The following is a 17835-nucleotide window of genomic DNA, read 5'->3' on the forward strand; positions in this document are numbered from 1 at the left end:
GCGCAGATGGTATAGATTGTGCGCCATGTTCGTGCTGGAACATGGGATAATGAACATGCAGTCACCGATCGCGCTGTTTAATGCGAAGCTTGCCAAGACGGCGAACCATAGCGCAACGGCTTCGGCTGATAGCCTCGGCGGCAGCGCGATCGAGCGGATCAACGATCCTCACATTATGGACAAACTGCTAGCAACTCGAACCGCGAGAAGAGCAAATTGTGCGCCTAAGGATTGGTGGTCCCGAGGGGAAGCGCAAACGCAGCGAACAGTGGCAAGTGTGGTGGGGCTTTCGCCTGGTTCGATCGGACAGATCGAAGCAAAGGCCTACAGACGGATGCGATGGGTGATGAACAATCTCGGCACGGACGCGGCCGTGCTCGATGCGCTCATTGCGAAGCGAAATGCTGATAGGGCGCGGGAAGAGGAAGTTGCCGCTAGCGCGGCCGAAGCAGCGGCCAGAGAGCAGGACCAAAAAAGGATTGATGCTCGACACCGCGATGAAAGGCGGCGCGCGAAAGCTCGAAAGCGAGCGTGGGAGCGCCAGCTACGCAAGGCGGAGGAACAGCACCAGGCCTTGAATGATGAGGCGGCTTATCTTGCGCAGCGCATAATCGCGCTAGAAGGACGGAACCGGGTCATTCGCATGTTTCTCCCCCGCAATTCTGAGCTTGAGCGATTGCGCGCAAGAGCGCGCCAGTGCGGAATTGAAATCGCACAAGCGGACGCAGGCATTGCCAAGCTTCGCTCATCGCCGCCCGAGGGGCCTGACCTTGCTGACTGAGAACGTTCCTTCCCCTGCCCCACAGATTGCCCGCGTCTATCTGCGCGTCAGCACCGACGCGCAGGATTTGCGTCGCCAAGACGCGATCGTGGGCGAAGCAAAGGCCGCAGGCTACTATGTCGCGGCGGTCTATCGAGAGAAGGCATCGGGTGCCCGCGCCGACCGCCCCGAGCTTTGCGAATGATTGCCGATCTTCAACCCGGCGAAGTAGTGATCGCGGAGAAGATCGACCGGATAAGTCGTCTCCCCTTGACCGAGGCTGAGCAGCTGGTTGAGACAATTCGTGCGCGAGGCGCGCGACTTGCCATTCCCGGCGTCGTGGACCTGTCCGACCTCGCGGCCGATGCCGATGGCATCGCCCGCATCGTGCTCGAATCTGTTCAGGCGATGCTCTTGAAGATCGCCTTACAGATGGCCCACGACGATTACACCGATCGCCGCGAGCGACAGCGCCAGGGTATCGCCTTGGCAAAAGCCGCAGGTCGCAGCGGAGGGCGCAAAGGCGATCGGGCAACGCACGCCCGCATTGTGGCATTGCGCGAGGCGGGCAAGAGCATTGCCAAAACGGCAGAGCTGGCCGATTGCGACCGCAGCACAGTCAAGCGAGTATGGGCGGCGCATCGCGCCGCCGGTGCAAGAACCCAGCCCTCAGCGAAATCACCGTGAGCGGAAACGCTGATTGCCCTTTCTGTTCGGCTTCGCGCCGGTGGCAGCTGCCACCGGCAGTCCCCTGCCCGCGTCAACGGACTGCCAGCCAGGGAAAGAGCGGCGGAGCCGCGACAGGGTTTTCAATCGCCCCCATGCCGATCGAGCGCAGCGACCTATGGGCGCCAATGGCCGGTGGCAGCTGCCACCACCGCCAGTCCAAATTGCTGCATCTACTCGGGCGGTTTCCTTTGGGCGTTGCTGTCTGACGGATACGAACTGCGCATCGCCACTAATGCGGGCAAGCAGAAAACCGGCCTTCGGCCTTGGGTTTCCGCAAGCGGACCCTCCCATTTTCAGCTTGCCCGCGTGGCTCAGCTCCGCCGCAAAAAATCCGTCAGCAACGCTTATCCAAAGGAGACTACCATGCAGAACATCGCTGAATTTCGGATCATCGGCCGCGTTGGCAGTGTCGATACGACCGATAAAGTCACCCACGTTTCCGTCGCCGCGAACTACAACCGCAAGGATGGCGATGAATGGAAGACCGATACGCACTGGAACCGTGTGACGTTCTTCCGCCAGCTGGCAGAGCGCGCCGCTGATCTGGGCAAGGGCGACCTCGTTCACATCACCGGACGGGTCCGCCAGAACAGCTACGAGAGCAATGGCGAAACCCGCTACTCGGTGGACCTGATCGCTGAGGGGCTGGGCATCCTGACGAGGGGCGGGGCTGATTAAGCCCCCTCCCTCCCCATAAGACGGGCGGCCTAGCGGCCGCCCTTTTTGTGGACAATGCCTCTCATAGACCCTAACGATAATAGGGTTTAATTTTGCGAGGCATTTGTGGCGGCCAAACTGTTCAATCGTGTAGCGAGCTTGCGCATCGCTGCCGGACTTACGCAATCCGAGCTGGCGGCGAGGATTCACGTCTCACCTGAAACAGTCGCCGCCATCGAGAACGGCAGGCAGGACGCCACTTTGATAACGGCGCTCCGAATGTCCCACGCACTGCGAACTCAAGTGCCGAACATCTTTAGGGAGCAGCCTTTCCCTAAGCTGATCGGCTCCGATCGAGGCGAGAGCCGCACAGCTTAGGAGGTCACTATGCGCCGTCAGATCGTCAGCAAACTCCGGCGTGCAGCAAGCGCGCTACGGACGGCTATGCTTTTGGCGTGGCTTATCCTGCTGATCGCAGCTGGCGCGCTCATGCTGATCGTGGCTCTTATTGTCGCCACGCTGGCCCACGCTGCCTTTGGCTGGTGGGGCGTGGCCGTGGTCGCAGCTTTCGTGCTGGCGGCTATCTTCGGCAAAGATCCACCGACCGAACCAACCAGCCCGCGTCGCAAGCGCAAGGGCCTTCACCTGAATGACGATCCGAACCCATGGTATATGCAGTCGCAGTATCGCTTCGGATCGGGAAATAGCGCCGCCCATAACCGCTGGCACAAGTAGCCCGTGGCGCAGCCATTGAAGGGATTCTCAATGCGAACAATCGTAGTGACTAATGAGCGCGGTGGCATCGGCAAGACCACGCTTACCTGTCATATCGCGTGGCATCTGGCCGAGCAGGGCAAGCGTGTCGTGGTCCTTGACCTGGACAAGCAATGCCACAGTGCCGGAATGCTGAAAGCCGAGTTCGAGCAGATCGGGCCGGTTCAGTCGATACTCGACTTCGCCCCCGTCGAGGAACCTCCGGCGCTGGCTTGCTTCAAGAACACGAGGCAAGTGGTCGAACTGACGACTGACGGCCCGCAGCAGGGCCAGCACATCGCCGCCTATGTTCGCGCCATTCGTGCCGGCCTTGCCAAGCACTACGACTATTGCGTGATCGACACGGCCCCGGCTTGGGATGGCCGCAACCTTATGGCGCTGATCGCATCCGATTATGTCGCGGTGCCTTTAGACCCCGACAAAACCGCACGGCAATCGCTCAACGAGATTTCGCAAAGCATCAGCCTTGCCAATAAGGTTCGGGGGAGGGCAACGAAACCCGCTTCGGGATCGTGTTCAATCGTGTGCAGACGACGAGTGAAGTGTCTAAAATGCTCATGGAGCGGATCGGGCAGGCGCTACCCGCCAATGTTGTCCCGCATACCATCCCGCACCGCGAGCATATGCGCGAGGCGGCCCTTCTCGAAATTCCCGTGTGGCGACTTGCCAAGGATACGCGCCGCAGCGCGCCGGTCCTGCGCGAAGTCGTCTCCTACATTGTCGATCAAGCTGAGAGGGAAGCCGCATGAGCAAGGCAGCTGTCAAACCGGCGAAGAAGAGCTTTGCCGACTTCGATATGGACGCGATGGATTTTTCGGCCGTCCCCGCGAATACCGAGTTCAAGGCAGCTGGGCGGTTTCAGCGCCTTCCGCTCGCTGACATTGATCCAGACCCCGCGCAGGTTCGCCGGGAGTTCGACCAGGCCGAGATTGATGCACTGGCCGCGACCATCAAGGACCGCGGCTTGCTGCAACCCATCGTCGTCGCGCCAACATCGAACGGCCGCTACATCATCCGATACGGCGAGCGGCGCTACCGCGCGTGCCGCCAGCTTGGTTTCGACCAGATCGACACCGTTCTGGATCAGGCCGACGCCGAACGCGATATTGGCCTCGACCAGTTTCTTGAGAACGAACAACGCCAAGCCCTAAGTCTGGCCGAGCGCGTCAGTTTCATCGCGAGCCGCGTCAGTGACACGCTTTCGACAAAGGATCTAGCCGCGCGCATCGCCAAGCCGCATTCGGAAGTGAAGCGCCTCTACTCGCTGCGCACCTTGCCCGAGGACATTCTTGCCGCGTTGAAGAATTGTTCTCCGCGCGCCGCCGTCGCCATCAAACACGCGATCGAGCTGGACGAGGAGGCCACGCGCAATTTCGTGGTCACGAATGAAAATCCGACAGCCGCCGCCTGCGAGCAGTTTCTTGCCACGCTCCAAGGCGGTCCCGATGAAGAGAGCGCTCAGGCCGGCGCCGCTAAACCGAATGACGATTCAGCGCTGCCCCAAGAATCGCGCGCGCCGGTGGCAGCTGCCACCAGTGCAGCAGATGAGCGTCGGGAGCGGCCCGAACTGGATGCCGGCGACGACGAGCGGGAAGGGGAGGGCGCTGCGCTTGCCGAGCGTTCCGATCACAAGCCGCGCACCCCCGTCAGCCGAAAGAGGCCAACGACGCACCGGCCATCATCATTCAGGGCCGTCGCGGGATTGTTCTCAGCGGCCAGGTCACGGTTCGGTTCGACGGCGAGGCTGCGCCCCAAACCTTCGACTTCTGATAGCTTTTACCGTCCACGTTCACTCAGCATTGAGGCGGCGTGGAATTTTGAAGCGGTGGCAGTTGCCACCGCTTTTGTTTGTGGGGTAGGTATCTACTTTATGGCAGGATAAGCCTTGCGGCGGCTAATGTTAACCGATACGCTCAATCCTATCGGATCGCGCTTCACGGTTGGGAGATACCTACCCCACATGGAAAAGACGCTGGGCTTCAAGATCGAGGCGGCCAAGCTCGCAAAGATCGACGCGCTCGCGCAGACGAGGGAGGGCGCGGCCCCTTCATGCGTCAGCTGGTTGACGCGGTGCTCAGGCAGTCCGGGGCGGCCATCGAGGCCGCGCCTGTTGCCGACCGCGAGGCCGCTGGCGAGCACCGCCTTTATCTTCGGCCCACCGAAACCGAACTGGCCGTGATCCGCCATCGCGCAAGGAGCGCCGCATGACCCCGGCGACCTGGGCGATGGCTCTTGTGCGGCGACACATCGGCATTGCCGCGCCTGTCGATCGCGAGTTGCGCGAAGAGCTGTTGAATTGCCGTCAGGCGTTACAGCGCATTGGCCGCAACGTGAATCAGATCGCCCGAGCGGCGAACAAGATGGCGCTGGCGGACAATGCAGCGGAGATCGCCGGCGAGCTGCATAAGGTCAACGACCTGCGCGCGGCGATCGGCGCGGCCGTCGAAGGTATCGGTGCAGCCACGAAGGCCGATCTTGTCTATTGGGAGGTGCCCGGTGAGCGACTTTGACAGCAGCTTTGAGGCGGGCCAGCTCGCCGCGCTGTTCAAACCAAAGCTGACCAGCGACCCGAACAGGCGCGGCGCCGACATGTTGCTGCGCTCGCTTAGTTCGAGGCGAGCAGGCCAGGGCGGGAGCACCCGGGCGCGGCTTGCTCGCATTGTCAGCCGTGCTCCGGAGGTCATGGTCAAGGTTACGGGCAGGCCGAAGGGCAAGAACCACGCGGCTGCGCATTTCGACTATATCGGCCGAAAAGGCGATGTGAAACGCGCGATGGCGACATTCTGACTGACAAGGAAGATCGGGCGGCGCTGGCGCGCGATTGGGGCGATCCTGTCTATTGGCGTGACAATTCTACCGTAGCCGCCGTGAGCATGGTTTTTTCGATGCCGGCAGGCACAGACCCCGACAAGGTTCTTTCAGCGGTGCGCGAAGTCGCGCGGGCGAGATCGGGCATGAGTGGGATTACGTCCTGGCGCTGCATACGGACACACCACGGCCTCACGTGCATGTGACGGTTGCAGCGCGCGGTGACACGGGGAAGCGCTTCAACCCGCGACCTCAAACGCTGCATCATTGGAATTGAAATCGCACAAGCGGACGCAGGCATTGCCAAGCTTCGCTCATCGCCGCCCGAGGGGCCTGACCTTGCTGACTGAGAACGTTCCTTCCCTGCCCCACAGATTGCCCGCGTCTATCTGCGCGTCAGCACCGACGCGCAGGATTTGCGTCGCCAAGACGCGATCGTGGGCGAAGCAAAGGCCGCAGGCTACTATGTCGCGGCGGTCTATCGAGAGAAGGCACGGGTGCCCGCGCCGACCGCCCCGAGCTTTGCGAATGATTGCCGATCTTCAACCCGGCGAAGTAGTGATCGCGGAGAAGATCGACCGGATAAGTCGTCTCCCTTGACCGAGGCTGAGCAGCTGGTTGAGACAATTCGTGCGCGAGGCGCGCGACTTGCCATTCCCGGCGTCGTGGACCTGTCCGACCTCGCGGCCGATGCCGATGGCATCGCCCGCATCGTGCTCGAATCTGTTCAGGCGATGCTCTTGAAGATCGCCTTACAGATGGCCCACGACGATTACACCGATCGCCGCGAGCGACAGCGCCAGGGTATCGCCTTGGCAAAAGCCGCAGGTCGCAGCGGAGGGCGCAAAGGCGATCGGGCAACGCACGCCCGCATTGTGGCATTGCGCGAGGCGGGCAAGAGCATTGCCAAAACGGCAGAGCTGGCCGATTGCGACCGCAGCACAGTCAAGCGAGTATGGGCGGCGCATCGCGCCGCCCAGTAAGAACCCAGCCCTCAGCGAAATCACCGTGAGCGGAAACGCTGATTGCCCTTTCTGTTCGGCTTCGCGCCGGTGGCAGCTGCCACCGGCAGTCCCCTGCCCGCGTCAACGGACTGCCAGCCAGGGAAAGAGCGGCGGAGCCGCGACAGGGTTTTCCAATCGCCCCCATGCCGATCGAGCGCAGCGACCTATGGGCGCCAATGGCCGGTGGCAGCTGCCACCACCGCCAGTCCAAATTGCTGCATCTACTCGGGCGGTTTCCTTTGGGCGTTGCTGTCTGACGGATACGAACTGCGCATCGCCACTAATGCGGGCAAGCAGAAAACCGGCCTTCGGCCTTGGGTTTCCGCAAGCGGACCCTCCCATTTTCAGCTTGCCCGCGTGGCTCAGCTCCGCCGCAAAAAATCCGTCAGCAACGCTTATCCAAAGGAGACTACCATGCAGAACATCGCTGAATTTCGGATCATCGGCCGCGTTGGCAGTGTCGATACGACCGATAAAGTCACCCACGTTTCCGTCGCCGCGAACTACAACCGCAAGGATGGCGATGAATGGAAGACCGATACGCACTGGAACCGTGTGACGTTCTTCCGCCAGCTGGCAGAGCGCGCCGCTGATCTGGGCAAGGGCGACCTCGTTCACATCACCGGACGGGTCCGCCAGAACAGCTACGAGAGCAATGGCGAAACCCGCTACTCGGTGGACCTGATCGCTGAGGGGCTGGGCATCCTGACGAGGGGCGGGGCTGATTAAGCCCCCTCCCTTTCCCCATAAGACGGGCGGCCTAGCGGCCGCCCTTTTTTGTGGACAATGCCTCTCATAGACCCTAACGATAATAGGGTTTAATTTTGCGAGGCATTTGTGGCGGCCAAACTGTTCAATCGTGTAGCGAGCTTGCGCATCGCTGCCGGACTTACGCAATCCGAGCTGGCGGCGAGGATTCACGTCTCACCTGAAACAGTCGCCGCCATCGAGAACGGCAGGCAGGACGCCACTTTGATAACGGCGCTCCGAATGTCCCACGCACTGCGAACTCAAGTGCCGAACATCTTTAGGGAGCAGCCTTTCCCTAAGCTGATCGGCTCCGATCGAGGCGAGAGCCGCACAGCTTAGGAGGTCACTATGCGCCGTCAGATCGTCAGCAAACTCCGGCGTGCAGCAAGCGCGCTACGGACGGCTATGCTTTTGGCGTGGCTTATCCTGCTGATCGCAGCTGGCGCGCTCATGCTGATCGTGGCTCTTATTGTCGCCACGCTGGCCCACGCTGCCTTTGGCTGGTGGGGCGTGGCCGTGGTCGCAGCTTTCGTGCTGGCGGCTATCTTCGGCAAAGATCCACCGACCGAACCAACCAGCCCGCGTCGCAAGCGCAAGGGCCTTCACCTGAATGACGATCCGAACCCATGGTATATGCAGTCGCAGTATCGCTTCGGATCGGGAAATAGCGCCGCCCATAACCGCTGGCACAAGTAGCCCGTGGCGCAGCCATTGAAGGGATCTCAATGCGAACAATCGTAGTGACTAATGAGCGCGGTGGCATCGGCAAGACCACGCTTACCTGTCATATCGCGTGGCATCTGGCCGAGCAGGGCAAGCGTGTCGTGGTCCTTGACCTGGACAAGCAATGCCACAGTGCCGGAATGCTGAAAGCCGAGTTCGAGCAGATCGGGCCGGTTCAGTCGATACTCGACTTCGCCCCCGTCGAGGAACCTCCGGCGCTGGCTTGCTTCAAGAACACGAGGCAAGTGGTCGAACTGACGACTGACGGCCCGCAGCAGGGCCAGCACATCGCCGCCTATGTTCGCGCCATTCGTGCCGGCCTTGCCAAGCACTACGACTATTGCGTGATCGACACGGCCCCGGCTTGGGATGGCCGCAACCTTATGGCGCTGATCGCATCCGATTATGTCGCGGTGCCTTTAGACCCCGACAAAACCGCACGGCAATCGCTCAACGAGATTTCGCAAAGCATCAGCCTTGCCAATAAGGTTCGGGGGAGGGCAACGAAACCCGCTTCGGGATCGTGTTCAATCGTGTGCAGACGACGAGTGAAGTGTCTAAAATGCTCATGGAGCGGATCGGGCAGGCGCTACCCGCCAATGTTGTCCCGCATACCATCCCGCACCGCGAGCATATGCGCGAGGCGGCCCTTCTCGAAATTCCCGTGTGGCGACTTGCCAAGGATACGCGCCGCAGCGCGCCGGTCCTGCGCGAAGTCGTCTCCTACATTGTCGATCAAGCTGAGAGGGAAGCCGCATGAGCAAGGCAGCTGTCAAACCGGCGAAGAAGAGCTTTGCCGACTTCGATATGGACGCGATGGATTTTTCGGCCGTCCCCGCGAATACCGAGTTCAAGGCAGCTGGGCGGTTTCAGCGCCTTCCGCTCGCTGACATTGATCCAGACCCCGCGCAGGTTCGCCGGGAGTTCGACCAGGCCGAGATTGATGCACTGGCCGCGACCATCAAGGACCGCGGCTTGCTGCAACCCATCGTCGTCGCGCCAACATCGAACGGCCGCTACATCATCCGATACGGCGAGCGGCGCTACCGCGCGTGCCGCCAGCTTGGTTTCGACCAGATCGACACCGTTCTGGATCAGGCCGACGCCGAACGCGATATTGGCCTCGACCAGTTTCTTGAGAACGAACAACGCCAAGCCCTAAGTCTGGCCGAGCGCGTCAGTTTCATCGCGAGCCGCGTCAGTGACACGCTTTCGACAAAGGATCTAGCCGCGCGCATCGCCAAGCCGCATTCGGAAGTGAAGCGCCTCTACTCGCTGCGCACCTTGCCCGAGGACATTCTTGCCGCGTTGAAGAATTGTTCTCCGCGCGCCGCCGTCGCCATCAAACACGCGATCGAGCTGGACGAGGAGGCCACGCGCAATTTCGTGGTCACGAATGAAAATCCGACAGCCGCCGCCTGCGAGCAGTTTCTTGCCACGCTCCAAGGCGGTCCCGATGAAGAGAGCGCTCAGGCCGGCGCCGCTAAACCGAATGACGATTCAGCGCTGCCCCAAGAATCGCGCGCGCCGGTGGCAGCTGCCACCAGTGCAGCAGATGAGCGTCGGGAGCGGCCCGAACTGGATGCCGGCGACGACGAGCGGGAAGGGGAGGGCGCTGCGCTTGCCGAGCGTTCCGATCACAAGCCGCGCACCCCCGTCAGCCGAAAGAGGCCAACGACGCACCGGCCATCATCATTCAGGGCCGTCGCGGGATTGTTCTCAGCGGCCAGGTCACGGTTCGGTTCGACGGCGAGGCTGCGCCCCAAACCTTCGACTTCTGATAGCTTTTACCGTCCACGTTCACTCAGCATTGAGGCGGCGTGGAATTTTGAAGCGGTGGCAGTTGCCACCGCTTTTTGTTTGTGGGGTAGGTATCTACTTTATGGCAGGATAAGCCTTGCGGCGGCTAATGTTAACCGATACGCTCAATCCTATCGGATCGCGCTTCACGGTTGGGAGATACCTACCCCACATGGAAAAGACGCTGGGCTTCAAGATCGAGGCGGCCAAGCTCGCAAAGATCGACGCGCTCGCGCAGACGAGGGAGGGCGCGGCCCCTTCATGCGTCAGCTGGTTGACGCGGTGCTCAGGCAGTCCGGGGCGGCCATCGAGGCCGCGCCTGTTGCCGACCGCGAGGCCGCTGGCGAGCACCGCCTTTATCTTCGGCCCACCGAAACCGAACTGGCCGTGATCCGCCATCGCGCAAAGGAGCGCCGCATGACCCCGGCGACCTGGGCGATGGCTCTTGTGCGGCGACACATCGGCATTGCCGCGCCTGTCGATCGCGAGTTGCGCGAAGAGCTGTTGAATTGCCGTCAGGCGTTACAGCGCATTGGCCGCAACGTGAATCAGATCGCCCGAGCGGCGAACAAGATGGCGCTGGCGGACAATGCAGCGGAGATCGCCGGCGAGCTGCATAAGGTCAACGACCTGCGCGCGGCGATCGGCGCGGCCGTCGAAGGTATCGGTGCAGCCACGAAGGCCGATCTTGTCTATTGGGAGGTGCCCGGTGAGCGACTTTGACAGCAGCTTTGAGGCGGGCCAGCTCGCCGCGCTGTTCAAACCAAAGCTGACCAGCGACCCGAACAGGCGCGGCGCCGACATGTTGCTGCGCTCGCTTAGTTCGAGGCGAGCAGGCCAGGGCGGGAGCACCCGGGCGCGGCTTGCTCGCATTGTCAGCCGTGCTCCGGAGGTCATGGTCAAGGTTACGGGCAGGCCGAAGGGCAAGAACCACGCGGCTGCGCATTTCGACTATATCGGCCGAAAAGGCGATGTGCCGCTTGAAACGCGCGATGGCGACATTCTGACTGACAAGGAAGATCGGGCGGCGCTGGCGCGCGATTGGGGCGATCCTGTCTATTGGCGTGACAATTCTACCGTAGCCGCCGTGAGCATGGTTTTTTCGATGCCGGCAGGCACAGACCCCGACAAGGTTCTTTCAGCGGTGCGCGAAGTCGCGCGGAGCGAGATCGGGCATGAGTGGGATTACGTCCTGGCGCTGCATACGGACACACCACGGCCTCACGTGCATGTGACGGTTGCAGCGCGCGGTGACACGGGGAAACGCTTCAACCCGCGACCTCAAACGCTGCATCATTACCGGGAGCGCTTTGCCGAGGAATTGCGGGCGAGGGGGTTACTGCCGAGGCAACGCCTCGCGCAGCGCGCGGTGTCGGCCGAGCTGGTCAAAGCATGGCCCTGAATCGGATGCGGCAGCGCTACATGGCCGGCACCGCACCTGCACCGTTTGCCAATCAGAAGATCACTGCGGCCGCGCGAGACCAGCTGGCGGGGCGGTCCACCGCTCCGGATTTCGTGGTGCGCGGGCGGCAGGCATGGACTGAGACGCAACACCGCTATCTAGCCGCCGCCAAGCGCCTTGAGGCAAGCAGCGATCCAGCTGACCGCCAGCTTGCCGACCAGGTGCGGCAATTTGTGGGGGCAGGGCGAACGCCTACAATTCATGAGCGATCGGTAGCCGCGATGGAGCGGAAGCGGCAGAGCGAACGATCTAGGAACCGCGATCGTTCGCGGGAAGGGCCAGGACGATAGTTACTGGCCGTGCTTGGTCCAGCCAACGCTGTTTGCGCGTTCCAAAGCGACCAAGGCGTCTGATACCGCCTTCTGCGCGACTAGAAGATAACCTTCGGCAATACTGGGCCATGTTAACTCATCGAACGGATTTGTGACGTTGCCGTTGAAATAATCGAGAGCTTCATGGGCGCGTGCAGCCGCCTCGATTACCTTGGCGGTTTGTTTCTTTGCCCTGTCAGATTTCTTCATCGTGCCTCATGAGGCCATAGCCCATCAAGAGATCGCAAGCGGTGGCAGCTGCCACCGCTCTACCTTCCGTCAGTTTTGAGCCCGCCACGATCTACGGACAGCTGGGGTATCATCGGATACTTTAAGGCTTCACGCTCCCGCGCCCGACCTTCATCTATCCCGTATGATGCGCCAATCATCAAACCTACGAAGAACACGGGGATCATGAGCAGGAGCATCGAGCCGAAGCGTGCTCTACGGCGAGAGCTTTGGATCGCGAGCGCATCACGTTGCAGCTTGAGGGCTGTTATGATCGTCTCGGTAGCAAGGGTGATTTCATGGGCGTCGTCGCCCACATTTGTAAGCAATTGCTCAACGTCCGTCAGAGGGCGTTCTACCTGTTTACCCACTTCGCTTAGATCAGACCAAGCGAGGTTTCTGGAATGAATCACGCGAAGCAAGGTTTCAATGTGACGATCGAGATCGGACACGCCTCTCGATGGCACCGGATCAGGCCGGGGAATGTTCATCGTGCGGTTTCCTGTTTCCAAAAGCATGTGCCATGCACTTAGCGCGAGCGTGACGGCTTCCTTTCCTGCTGGCGCAGCGTCAAATCCTCGCGCGCTATGCGGGTAGCCTCGTTCTGGCGCTGTTGCTCGAAACGGGCAGCAGGGACCGGCGCGCCAACCTCAATACGCTTGGCGACAGTTTCCTTGGCCCGCTCTATGAAGCGATCCCTGTCTTCCTTTTGGGTGAACCGGGTTTTCGCTTCGATCGCTGCCGCCAGGACGTGCGATTGCGCGGCCTTGAATTGCGGGTTGGCCGCATTATCCCGATGCGAATTGCGCCGGAACTGTTCGGCCGCAGCACGAGATTCTGAGGGGTCTTGCTTTGCCATGCTCGCTCTCTTTGCCGGGTCTTGTGCTTCGCGGGCCTTATCTCGCGCCGCCAGCCTTTCTCCCTCAAGTTTAAGCTGTTCAGACGGCTTGAACCCTTTCACTTCGACCCCCGATCGCGCCGCTTCCAGATAGACCGCCTTCTTGAATTCGTCGCTTCCATGAACACGGATCGACTGCCAGCCATTGTGCTTCGCGATCGCGATAGCATCGCCAATGGCATAGTCCTTGTTGATGCGAATGCCGTCTTGGCCCTTGATCGACATATCGGGCTTGTCATCGCGGCCGCTACGGAAAAGATCATTCCCAACGCGCAGATATTTGCGTTCGAGCTGCGTGGGCAGAGCCAAGCGTGTGTCGTCAACTTGCTTGTCATCCTTTGGCGCTGCCTTCGATGGAACCTCAGCTTTCGCGGGCGCAGCACCGTCTTTGCTCTCCGCCCTGGCTCGCTCACCCTCATGGATATTGAGCGATTTATCGGCCGATGCGGTCGGAGCCGCTTCGCGCTTCGCTTGCCGGGGCCACGCATTAAGGTCGGCCCGCACTCTGCTTTCGTGTCCGCGCAATTCGTCGGCAGGCGCTCCGCGTTTCAGCGCCTTATTATACTCTTCGACAGCCGGCGTCAGATATTGCGCAACCGGCGTGGACCCATCATTGCGCCAATCCGTGGACGCCAGATAAGCGGTTTTTCCGCCTTTCTGCATCGTCAGCGCGTGGTCATATTGGTTTTCCAGCTTGGCAAATGCCTTCATGGCATCGGGGAATCTCGCAAAGGTTTCCTTGCTGTTCCCAGGGCCAAGAATTTCGTAGGAGCGCGGCGTCTTTGCTTGGCGTTCGCTGTTGTCATTATCGGCCATATTCTTCTCCTTCACTCAGAACTAGATCCCGGCGCTGACCTTCCCACTCCTCTTTCGTCGGGTCGGGACCAATAATGTCGTCGAAGTTGATTTCATCGAAAGCCATGCTGCCGTCCTTCACTGTCAGGTTCGGCATATCGCGATCGAGGGCGAGAACGTCTTCGGGAATGTCCTGCACCTGGTCATCGGCCAGTGCGGAATAATCATTGAAAGCCGCCAGCTCTTCATCGCTCAGATCATCGACGGCCGCGATCGGCGCGACCGGCTTGGGCAGCGCCGGCACTTCCGGCGCAGGCGTCAAGCGCGAGCGGAACACGGCATCCTTGAAGTAGCGGATTTTCTTCCCGCGAATGACGGGGATGCCGCCCCGGATGACGAGTATATCGTCTTCGGGCAGCTGCATCAGCTCTTGCGGGAGCATCAGCGCGCGGCGCTGTTCGGAGATCGTCTTGCTTCGATTGGCGAGCAATCCATGTATCGTCAGGGACCGGCTTTCCGCATCCTGACCAAGATAGCCGAGGCGTTCGGACAGTTCCTTTGCGACCCGCAGCTCCTTCGGCGTGAAAGCAATTTCGACCCCGCAGTTTGATACGATTTCGTCCGCGCCATGCTCACCATAGACATTCCGCAGCTGGGAGCGGGACTGGATGACGGGGAGCAGACGCAGCCCATAGCCGCGCACATAGGAGAACGCATTGGCAATGACCTGGGCGCGGCCGAGCCGCGCAAATTCGTCCAGAATGAGCAGCACGGATAGCTTTTCACCATCGTCGGGCAGTTGCCGCGTGTTGAGGTCGATCAGCTGTTGGAAAAACAGATTGTAGAGCGGCGCGACCCTATCGAGTTCATCCGGCGAGACACCGAGATAGATCGAGGTCGGGATGCGGCGAAGGTCCGTCAGGGAAAAGTCGCTTTCGGCCGTCGCGCGATCGACAATTGGATTGATCCAGAGATTGAGCTTGGAGGTGACGGTCTGGATAATGCCGGTGAATGTGTTGTCCGCGCTGGACGTAAAATCGCTCAGCGCGGCGCGGCACCCTTCCGATAGTGCACTATCGCCAGCTTCCTTGGTGAAGAATGCCTTCATCCCCGGCATCGTGATGGTCCGGTATATCTCGCCAAACGAGAAGGGACGTTCAGGCTTGGCCGCGATCCACGATGCAATGCCGACAAAGGCCGTGCGCGCTGATTCCGTCCAGAATGCCTCGCCCTTCTCCGGGGGCACGAAGAGCATCGTGGCGATCTTCTGCAATTCGACCAGGACCTCAATTGGATCGGCCCTGTTGATGTAGCTAAGCGGATTGTAGCGGGCTGTGCGGCCTTCTCTGTCCGTAGGGTTGAACAGCACAACCTTTTGGCCGCCCTTGCGGCGGAAACCCGCCGTGATTTCATAGTTCTCGCGCTTAATATCGAGCACGACAACCGAATCCGGCCATTGCAACAGATTGGGGATGACGATGCCAACGCCCTTGCCCGATCCGGTAGGCGCTTCGAGCAATACATGCTCCATCTTGCCCACCATAAGGAAGCGGTTGCGGACGCGGCCGAGCACAATGCCCTTTTTCGCGCGAAGGCCCGCCTTGCGGATTTCGCCTTCGCGCGCGAAGCGGGCTTCACCGTGAAGGTTCCTTTTCGGCCGCAGGACGATCGCCATAAGCAACACCGGCAGCGGCACGCCTATGACCGCGCCTCGCCAGAGCGCTTCGGTCACGACAGGATCATGGCGGTAATACCAGAAGAAGCCGGGGAGCCTGAGCGGATCATAAGCCGCGGCGGGCATCTTGAGAAAGAACCACGCCACCGTCCCGGTCAGCAGGCCGATCAGCAGCAGTGTGATCGGAAGGAGGACAAGGGCCAGCGCGAGCCTGTTAGAGCCTGTTTTCTGGATCAAAATATATCTCCGTCACGCGAAAGCGGCCTTCGACCTTCTTGGTTTGCACGACCACATCCACCAGCAGCTTGAGCAGGCTGCGAATGTCGTCACGGGCCAGATCGGCGCCGCCCTCGCTTTCCTTGACCAGCAATGTCAGCTGTTCGAACGCGAGTTCGGCCGAGTCCGCATGGATCGTCGTGATCGAGCCGGGATGGCCTGAGTTGACGTTGCGGAGATAGAAGAACGCGGTGCCGTCGCGCAGCTCCTGCAACAGTATCCGGTCAGGCCGCATACGCAGGGCCGATTCCAGAAGATCCTTTGCAGAGATTTTCGCGGTGCCCTGCTTGTCCTTCGCGTAGAGCATGTGGACCACGTTGCGATGCGGAACGACCAATTCGCGCGTGTCTTCGATCGTCAGCAGCCGCTCATGCGGCGGAATAAGCTGGATCAGCCCTTTAGAGAGCGTCGTCTTTCCCGAGCCGGTAGCGCCCGAAATCAGGATATTTTTGCGGCCCTGAACTGCCTTTTGGAAAAATTCGACATGTTTTCCTGCATCGAGCAGATCGCGCAATTCAACATCGAGCGGTGAGACTTGCCGGGTTGCGATCTTTGTCTCGCTAAACAGCCCACCGCGCTCGAAGTCCTCCATCGTCAACGTCACCGATGACGGTTTGCGGATGGTGATGGACACCGTGCCGGCAGGGACAGCAGGCGGCACAACCAGCTGCACACGCTCACCGCTGGGGAGGATTGTGGAGCAGATTGGTGTGGACTGGCTTATGTCCTGATGCGTGAAAGCCGCCGCTGCCCGCGCGAGCGCGAGCAGCGACTTTTCGTTGAGGTCAGGCAATGTCTCCCAGGACCACCCATCGCGCGTTTCAATCGCCGCCTCGCCAGCCTTGTTAATCACCAGTTCCGTTACGTCCTCACGCGCGAGCAGAGGGCGCAGCGGCAGCAAGGCGTTTTCGAGGACAGCCGTATTGCTCATTGGCCGCGCCGAAGCCGAAGGCCGTAGATGTTGGAGAAGTCGAAGTCGCGCGCGACCATGATCCCCACTTCCGCGCCCTGATTGATGCGAAGCACCGGCTGAATCTGCATCGTGTCCCGCAAAATCGTGTCCGATGCTTGGCTGGGAACCCGTGTGACATTATCCGCGTCGGAGACTTCCGAGGCGGCGATCGAGGCGGCATCGTTGAGCGAGCTGAACAACAGCGCGGCCCCGAAGCGTTCCCAAAAGAAGTTCTTCACGCCGCCTGCCATACCTGAACGGCCAAGCGCATCGCTGGCGGGCGAACCTACGTCGATCGCCACGCCGCGAGGCGTGACCGCGCGGTTCCATACCGCAAAGAGACGATATTTGCCGCGCTGGACGCCGGTTTGATATTCGCCCAAGACGCGCGTTCCCTTTTCCAGCAGGACGACGCGGCCGTTGTCCGAATAAATGTCGCGGGGAATGATGCAGCTGACATATCCGGGCTGACTGGAATCCATTGCGGTTTGCAGCACGCACGGAATGAACGACCCCGCAAGGATCAGCATATCGCGGTTGCCAATGTCGCGGCCTGACACCCGATCGATTTGCGAGGTCTGGCGCATGTTTTCGAGATTGGTCCGGCGCGATCCACCTTGCCCATCCCCATCGGCCGACGCACCAATTAACTGCGCGCCCTGTCCTCCTGCGCCGCCGCCCATGGGCAGGCCGGTGGCAGCTGCCACCGCTCCACCGACCCCGCCGCCGTTTTCGCCGCCATAGGCCATGATCCCGGCGCGGCGTTGGGCCTCAGCGATGACTTGTCCCTCAGACTTTTGGGGGCGGCCATTCGCGCCGCCCGTGCGGGGCGCTTGGCTTCCATCAAGCGCCGGCACTTCCGTCATGGGCACCGGGGCGTTCGGATCATTCGGCGCATCGGCAAGCGTTGGGGCTATGATTGACTTCGGATCGTAGTTGGCGAGTTGCCTTTCATCCGGCTTTTCCGCTTTCTCGGCCTTTTCGGTTGGATCGCTCCGCATCGCGTCGATGGTGCTAAAACCGAGCACGATCGCGCCGCAGGCAACCGCAGCGAGAACGACCGCCTTTTGGGGTCGATCGACCTGTTCGGCAGGGCGGCAATCTTCGCCTGGCGCTCGCTTTGCCGCTCAATGTCTTCCGGATCGGGCACCGGCTCCGACGCAAGGGGCCGGTTCTCGACCGTCTCGCCCTGCGAAATGATGTTGTCGCCATGCGGCGCATTGTCATGATCGT

Annotated in this window: 22 protein-coding genes and 4 pseudogenes; 20 read left to right on the forward strand and 6 right to left on the reverse strand. The window is 60.9% G+C overall.

The annotated features are described in order from the left end of the window. The first annotated feature begins 25 nt into the window (after nucleotides 1-25). The 20 genes and pseudogenes from AC2S9W_RS20130 (at nucleotide 26) to AC2S9W_RS20225 (ending at nucleotide 11407) form a co-directional block, all read left to right on the forward strand. The gene (locus tag AC2S9W_RS20130) at nucleotides 26-781 is read left to right on the forward strand and encodes a hypothetical protein (RefSeq protein WP_486572127.1); all 756 of its coding nucleotides are present in this window, start codon (nucleotides 26-28) and stop codon (nucleotides 779-781) included. Next, a pseudogene (locus tag AC2S9W_RS20135) lies at nucleotides 774-1447 on the forward strand (recombinase family protein). The gene AC2S9W_RS20130 and the pseudogene AC2S9W_RS20135 overlap by 8 nt, the downstream one beginning before the upstream one ends. Before the next feature lie 405 nt (nucleotides 1448-1852). Beyond that, nucleotides 1853-2167, forward strand: a complete 315-nt coding sequence (locus AC2S9W_RS20140; protein ID WP_030540874.1) for a single-stranded DNA-binding protein — start codon at nucleotides 1853-1855, stop codon at nucleotides 2165-2167. Nucleotides 2168-2272: 105 nt separating this feature from the next. After that, nucleotides 2273-2524 carry a helix-turn-helix transcriptional regulator gene (locus AC2S9W_RS20145; RefSeq protein ID WP_059153604.1) on the forward strand — a complete coding sequence of 84 codons (252 nt, stop codon included), beginning with the start codon at nucleotides 2273-2275 and terminating at the stop codon, nucleotides 2522-2524. 9 nt (nucleotides 2525-2533) lie between these two features. Next, a complete protein-coding gene (locus AC2S9W_RS20150; protein ID WP_228168057.1) occupies nucleotides 2534-2881 on the forward strand; it encodes a hypothetical protein in 348 nt (115 codons plus the stop codon). Between the two features lie 30 nt (nucleotides 2882-2911). After that, nucleotides 2912-3337: pseudogene (locus AC2S9W_RS20155) on the forward strand (ParA family protein); the annotation flags it as partial. A gap of 95 nt (nucleotides 3338-3432) precedes the next feature. Further along, entirely contained in the window at nucleotides 3433-3669 is a 237-nt protein-coding gene (locus AC2S9W_RS20160; protein ID WP_486572134.1) for a hypothetical protein, read from the forward strand. Continuing rightward, the gene (locus AC2S9W_RS20165; protein WP_486572128.1) at nucleotides 3666-4802 is read left to right on the forward strand and encodes a ParB/RepB/Spo0J family partition protein; all 1137 of its coding nucleotides are present in this window, start codon (nucleotides 3666-3668) and stop codon (nucleotides 4800-4802) included. The genes AC2S9W_RS20160 and AC2S9W_RS20165 overlap by 4 nt, the downstream gene beginning before the upstream one ends. A 167-nt stretch (nucleotides 4803-4969) precedes the next feature. Next, nucleotides 4970-5128, forward strand: a complete 159-nt coding sequence (locus AC2S9W_RS20170; RefSeq protein ID WP_486572129.1) for a hypothetical protein — start codon at nucleotides 4970-4972, stop codon at nucleotides 5126-5128. After that, nucleotides 5125-5430 (forward strand): plasmid mobilization relaxosome protein MobC, encoded by a 306-nt coding sequence (gene mobC, locus AC2S9W_RS20175; protein ID WP_486572130.1) that lies wholly within the window; start codon nucleotides 5125-5127, stop codon nucleotides 5428-5430. Before AC2S9W_RS20170 ends, mobC begins: the two co-directional genes overlap by 4 nt. Continuing rightward, nucleotides 5417-5707 carry a hypothetical protein gene (locus AC2S9W_RS20180; RefSeq protein ID WP_486572131.1) on the forward strand — a complete coding sequence of 97 codons (291 nt, stop codon included), beginning with the start codon at nucleotides 5417-5419 and terminating at the stop codon, nucleotides 5705-5707. The genes mobC and AC2S9W_RS20180 overlap by 14 nt, the downstream gene beginning before the upstream one ends. Before the next feature lie 217 nt (nucleotides 5708-5924). Continuing rightward, complete coding sequence (locus tag AC2S9W_RS20185; RefSeq protein ID WP_486572133.1) at nucleotides 5925-6005, forward strand: hypothetical protein; 81 nt, start codon at nucleotides 5925-5927, stop codon at nucleotides 6003-6005. A gap of 97 nt (nucleotides 6006-6102) precedes the next feature. Beyond that, nucleotides 6103-6711, forward strand: a pseudogene (locus AC2S9W_RS20190) (recombinase family protein). 435 nt (nucleotides 6712-7146) lie between these two features. Beyond that, nucleotides 7147-7461, forward strand: a complete 315-nt coding sequence (locus AC2S9W_RS20195; protein ID WP_030540874.1) for a single-stranded DNA-binding protein — start codon at nucleotides 7147-7149, stop codon at nucleotides 7459-7461. Nucleotides 7462-7569: 108 nt separating this feature from the next. Continuing rightward, nucleotides 7570-7821: a helix-turn-helix transcriptional regulator gene (locus AC2S9W_RS20200; protein ID WP_059153604.1), complete on the forward strand. Its 252-nt coding sequence runs from the start codon at nucleotides 7570-7572 to the stop codon at nucleotides 7819-7821. A 9-nt stretch (nucleotides 7822-7830) separates the two neighbouring features. Next, nucleotides 7831-8178, forward strand: coding sequence for a hypothetical protein (locus AC2S9W_RS20205; RefSeq protein WP_228168057.1), 348 nt, complete (start codon nucleotides 7831-7833; stop codon nucleotides 8176-8178). A 29-nt stretch (nucleotides 8179-8207) separates the two neighbouring features. After that, a pseudogene (locus AC2S9W_RS20210) lies at nucleotides 8208-8633 on the forward strand (ParA family protein); the annotation flags it as partial. Between the two features lie 95 nt (nucleotides 8634-8728). Further along, nucleotides 8729-8965, forward strand: a complete 237-nt coding sequence (locus AC2S9W_RS20215) for a hypothetical protein (RefSeq protein WP_486572134.1) — start codon at nucleotides 8729-8731, stop codon at nucleotides 8963-8965. Further along, a complete protein-coding gene (locus tag AC2S9W_RS20220) occupies nucleotides 8962-10728 on the forward strand; it encodes a ParB/RepB/Spo0J family partition protein (RefSeq protein ID WP_486572111.1) in 1767 nt (588 codons plus the stop codon). The genes AC2S9W_RS20215 and AC2S9W_RS20220 overlap by 4 nt, the downstream gene beginning before the upstream one ends. Then, on the forward strand, nucleotides 10715-11407 hold the full coding sequence (locus tag AC2S9W_RS20225) for a relaxase/mobilization nuclease domain-containing protein (RefSeq protein WP_486572112.1): 693 nt from the start codon (nucleotides 10715-10717) through the stop codon (nucleotides 11405-11407). Before AC2S9W_RS20220 ends, AC2S9W_RS20225 begins: the two co-directional genes overlap by 14 nt. 350 nt (nucleotides 11408-11757) lie before the next feature. On the opposite strand, the gene AC2S9W_RS20230 is transcribed toward AC2S9W_RS20225, so the two are convergent. Genes AC2S9W_RS20230 through virB10 form a run of 6 tightly spaced genes read right to left on the reverse strand, consistent with a single transcriptional unit; the run spans nucleotide 11758 to nucleotide 17630 of the window. After that, entirely contained in the window at nucleotides 11758-11988 is a 231-nt protein-coding gene (locus AC2S9W_RS20230; RefSeq protein ID WP_020819802.1) for a hypothetical protein, read from the reverse strand. A 59-nt stretch (nucleotides 11989-12047) separates the two neighbouring features. Then, on the reverse strand, nucleotides 12048-12524 hold the full coding sequence (locus AC2S9W_RS20235; protein WP_486572113.1) for a hypothetical protein: 477 nt from the start codon (nucleotides 12522-12524) through the stop codon (nucleotides 12048-12050). Between the two features lie 11 nt (nucleotides 12525-12535). Continuing rightward, entirely contained in the window at nucleotides 12536-13720 is a 1185-nt protein-coding gene (locus AC2S9W_RS20240) for an LPD7 domain-containing protein (RefSeq protein ID WP_020819804.1), read from the reverse strand. Beyond that, on the reverse strand, nucleotides 13710-15611 hold the full coding sequence (locus tag AC2S9W_RS20245; protein ID WP_059153602.1) for a type IV secretory system conjugative DNA transfer family protein: 1902 nt from the start codon (nucleotides 15609-15611) through the stop codon (nucleotides 13710-13712). Before AC2S9W_RS20245 ends, AC2S9W_RS20240 begins: the two co-directional genes overlap by 11 nt. Beyond that, nucleotides 15589-16581, reverse strand: a complete 993-nt coding sequence (gene virB11 / locus AC2S9W_RS20250) for a P-type DNA transfer ATPase VirB11 (RefSeq protein WP_011627746.1) — start codon at nucleotides 16579-16581, stop codon at nucleotides 15589-15591. The genes AC2S9W_RS20245 and virB11 overlap by 23 nt, the downstream gene beginning before the upstream one ends. Then, nucleotides 16578-17630 carry a type IV secretion system protein VirB10 gene (virB10, locus tag AC2S9W_RS20255; protein WP_486572114.1) on the reverse strand — a complete coding sequence of 351 codons (1053 nt, stop codon included), beginning with the start codon at nucleotides 17628-17630 and terminating at the stop codon, nucleotides 16578-16580. Before virB10 ends, virB11 begins: the two co-directional genes overlap by 4 nt. Between the last annotated feature and the right edge of the window lie 205 nt (nucleotides 17631-17835).

The organism is Sphingopyxis sp. 550B (genome assembly GCF_057401805.1).

Excerpts from the sequence above, each read along its gene's own strand:
- AC2S9W_RS20170 (WP_486572129.1), top strand. The coding sequence starts at position 4,970 with ATGCGTCAGCTGGTTGACGCGGTGCTCAGGCAGTCCGGGGCGGCCATC.
- AC2S9W_RS20235 (WP_486572113.1), bottom strand. The coding sequence starts at position 12,524 with ATGCTTTTGGAAACAGGAAACCGCACGATGAACATTCCCCGGCCTGAT.
- AC2S9W_RS20130 (WP_486572127.1), top strand. The coding sequence starts at position 26 with ATGTTCGTGCTGGAACATGGGATAATGAACATGCAGTCACCGATCGCG.
- AC2S9W_RS20230 (WP_020819802.1), bottom strand. The coding sequence starts at position 11,988 with ATGAAGAAATCTGACAGGGCAAAGAAACAAACCGCCAAGGTAATCGAG.
- AC2S9W_RS20240 (WP_020819804.1), bottom strand. The coding sequence starts at position 13,720 with ATGGCCGATAATGACAACAGCGAACGCCAAGCAAAGACGCCGCGCTCC.
- AC2S9W_RS20195 (WP_030540874.1), top strand. The coding sequence starts at position 7,147 with ATGCAGAACATCGCTGAATTTCGGATCATCGGCCGCGTTGGCAGTGTC.
- mobC (WP_486572130.1), top strand. The coding sequence starts at position 5,125 with ATGACCCCGGCGACCTGGGCGATGGCTCTTGTGCGGCGACACATCGGC.
- AC2S9W_RS20205 (WP_228168057.1), top strand. The coding sequence starts at position 7,831 with ATGCGCCGTCAGATCGTCAGCAAACTCCGGCGTGCAGCAAGCGCGCTA.
- virB11 (WP_011627746.1), bottom strand. The coding sequence starts at position 16,581 with ATGAGCAATACGGCTGTCCTCGAAAACGCCTTGCTGCCGCTGCGCCCT.
- AC2S9W_RS20140 (WP_030540874.1), top strand. The coding sequence starts at position 1,853 with ATGCAGAACATCGCTGAATTTCGGATCATCGGCCGCGTTGGCAGTGTC.
- AC2S9W_RS20220 (WP_486572111.1), top strand. The coding sequence starts at position 8,962 with ATGAGCAAGGCAGCTGTCAAACCGGCGAAGAAGAGCTTTGCCGACTTC.
- AC2S9W_RS20150 (WP_228168057.1), top strand. The coding sequence starts at position 2,534 with ATGCGCCGTCAGATCGTCAGCAAACTCCGGCGTGCAGCAAGCGCGCTA.
- AC2S9W_RS20165 (WP_486572128.1), top strand. The coding sequence starts at position 3,666 with ATGAGCAAGGCAGCTGTCAAACCGGCGAAGAAGAGCTTTGCCGACTTC.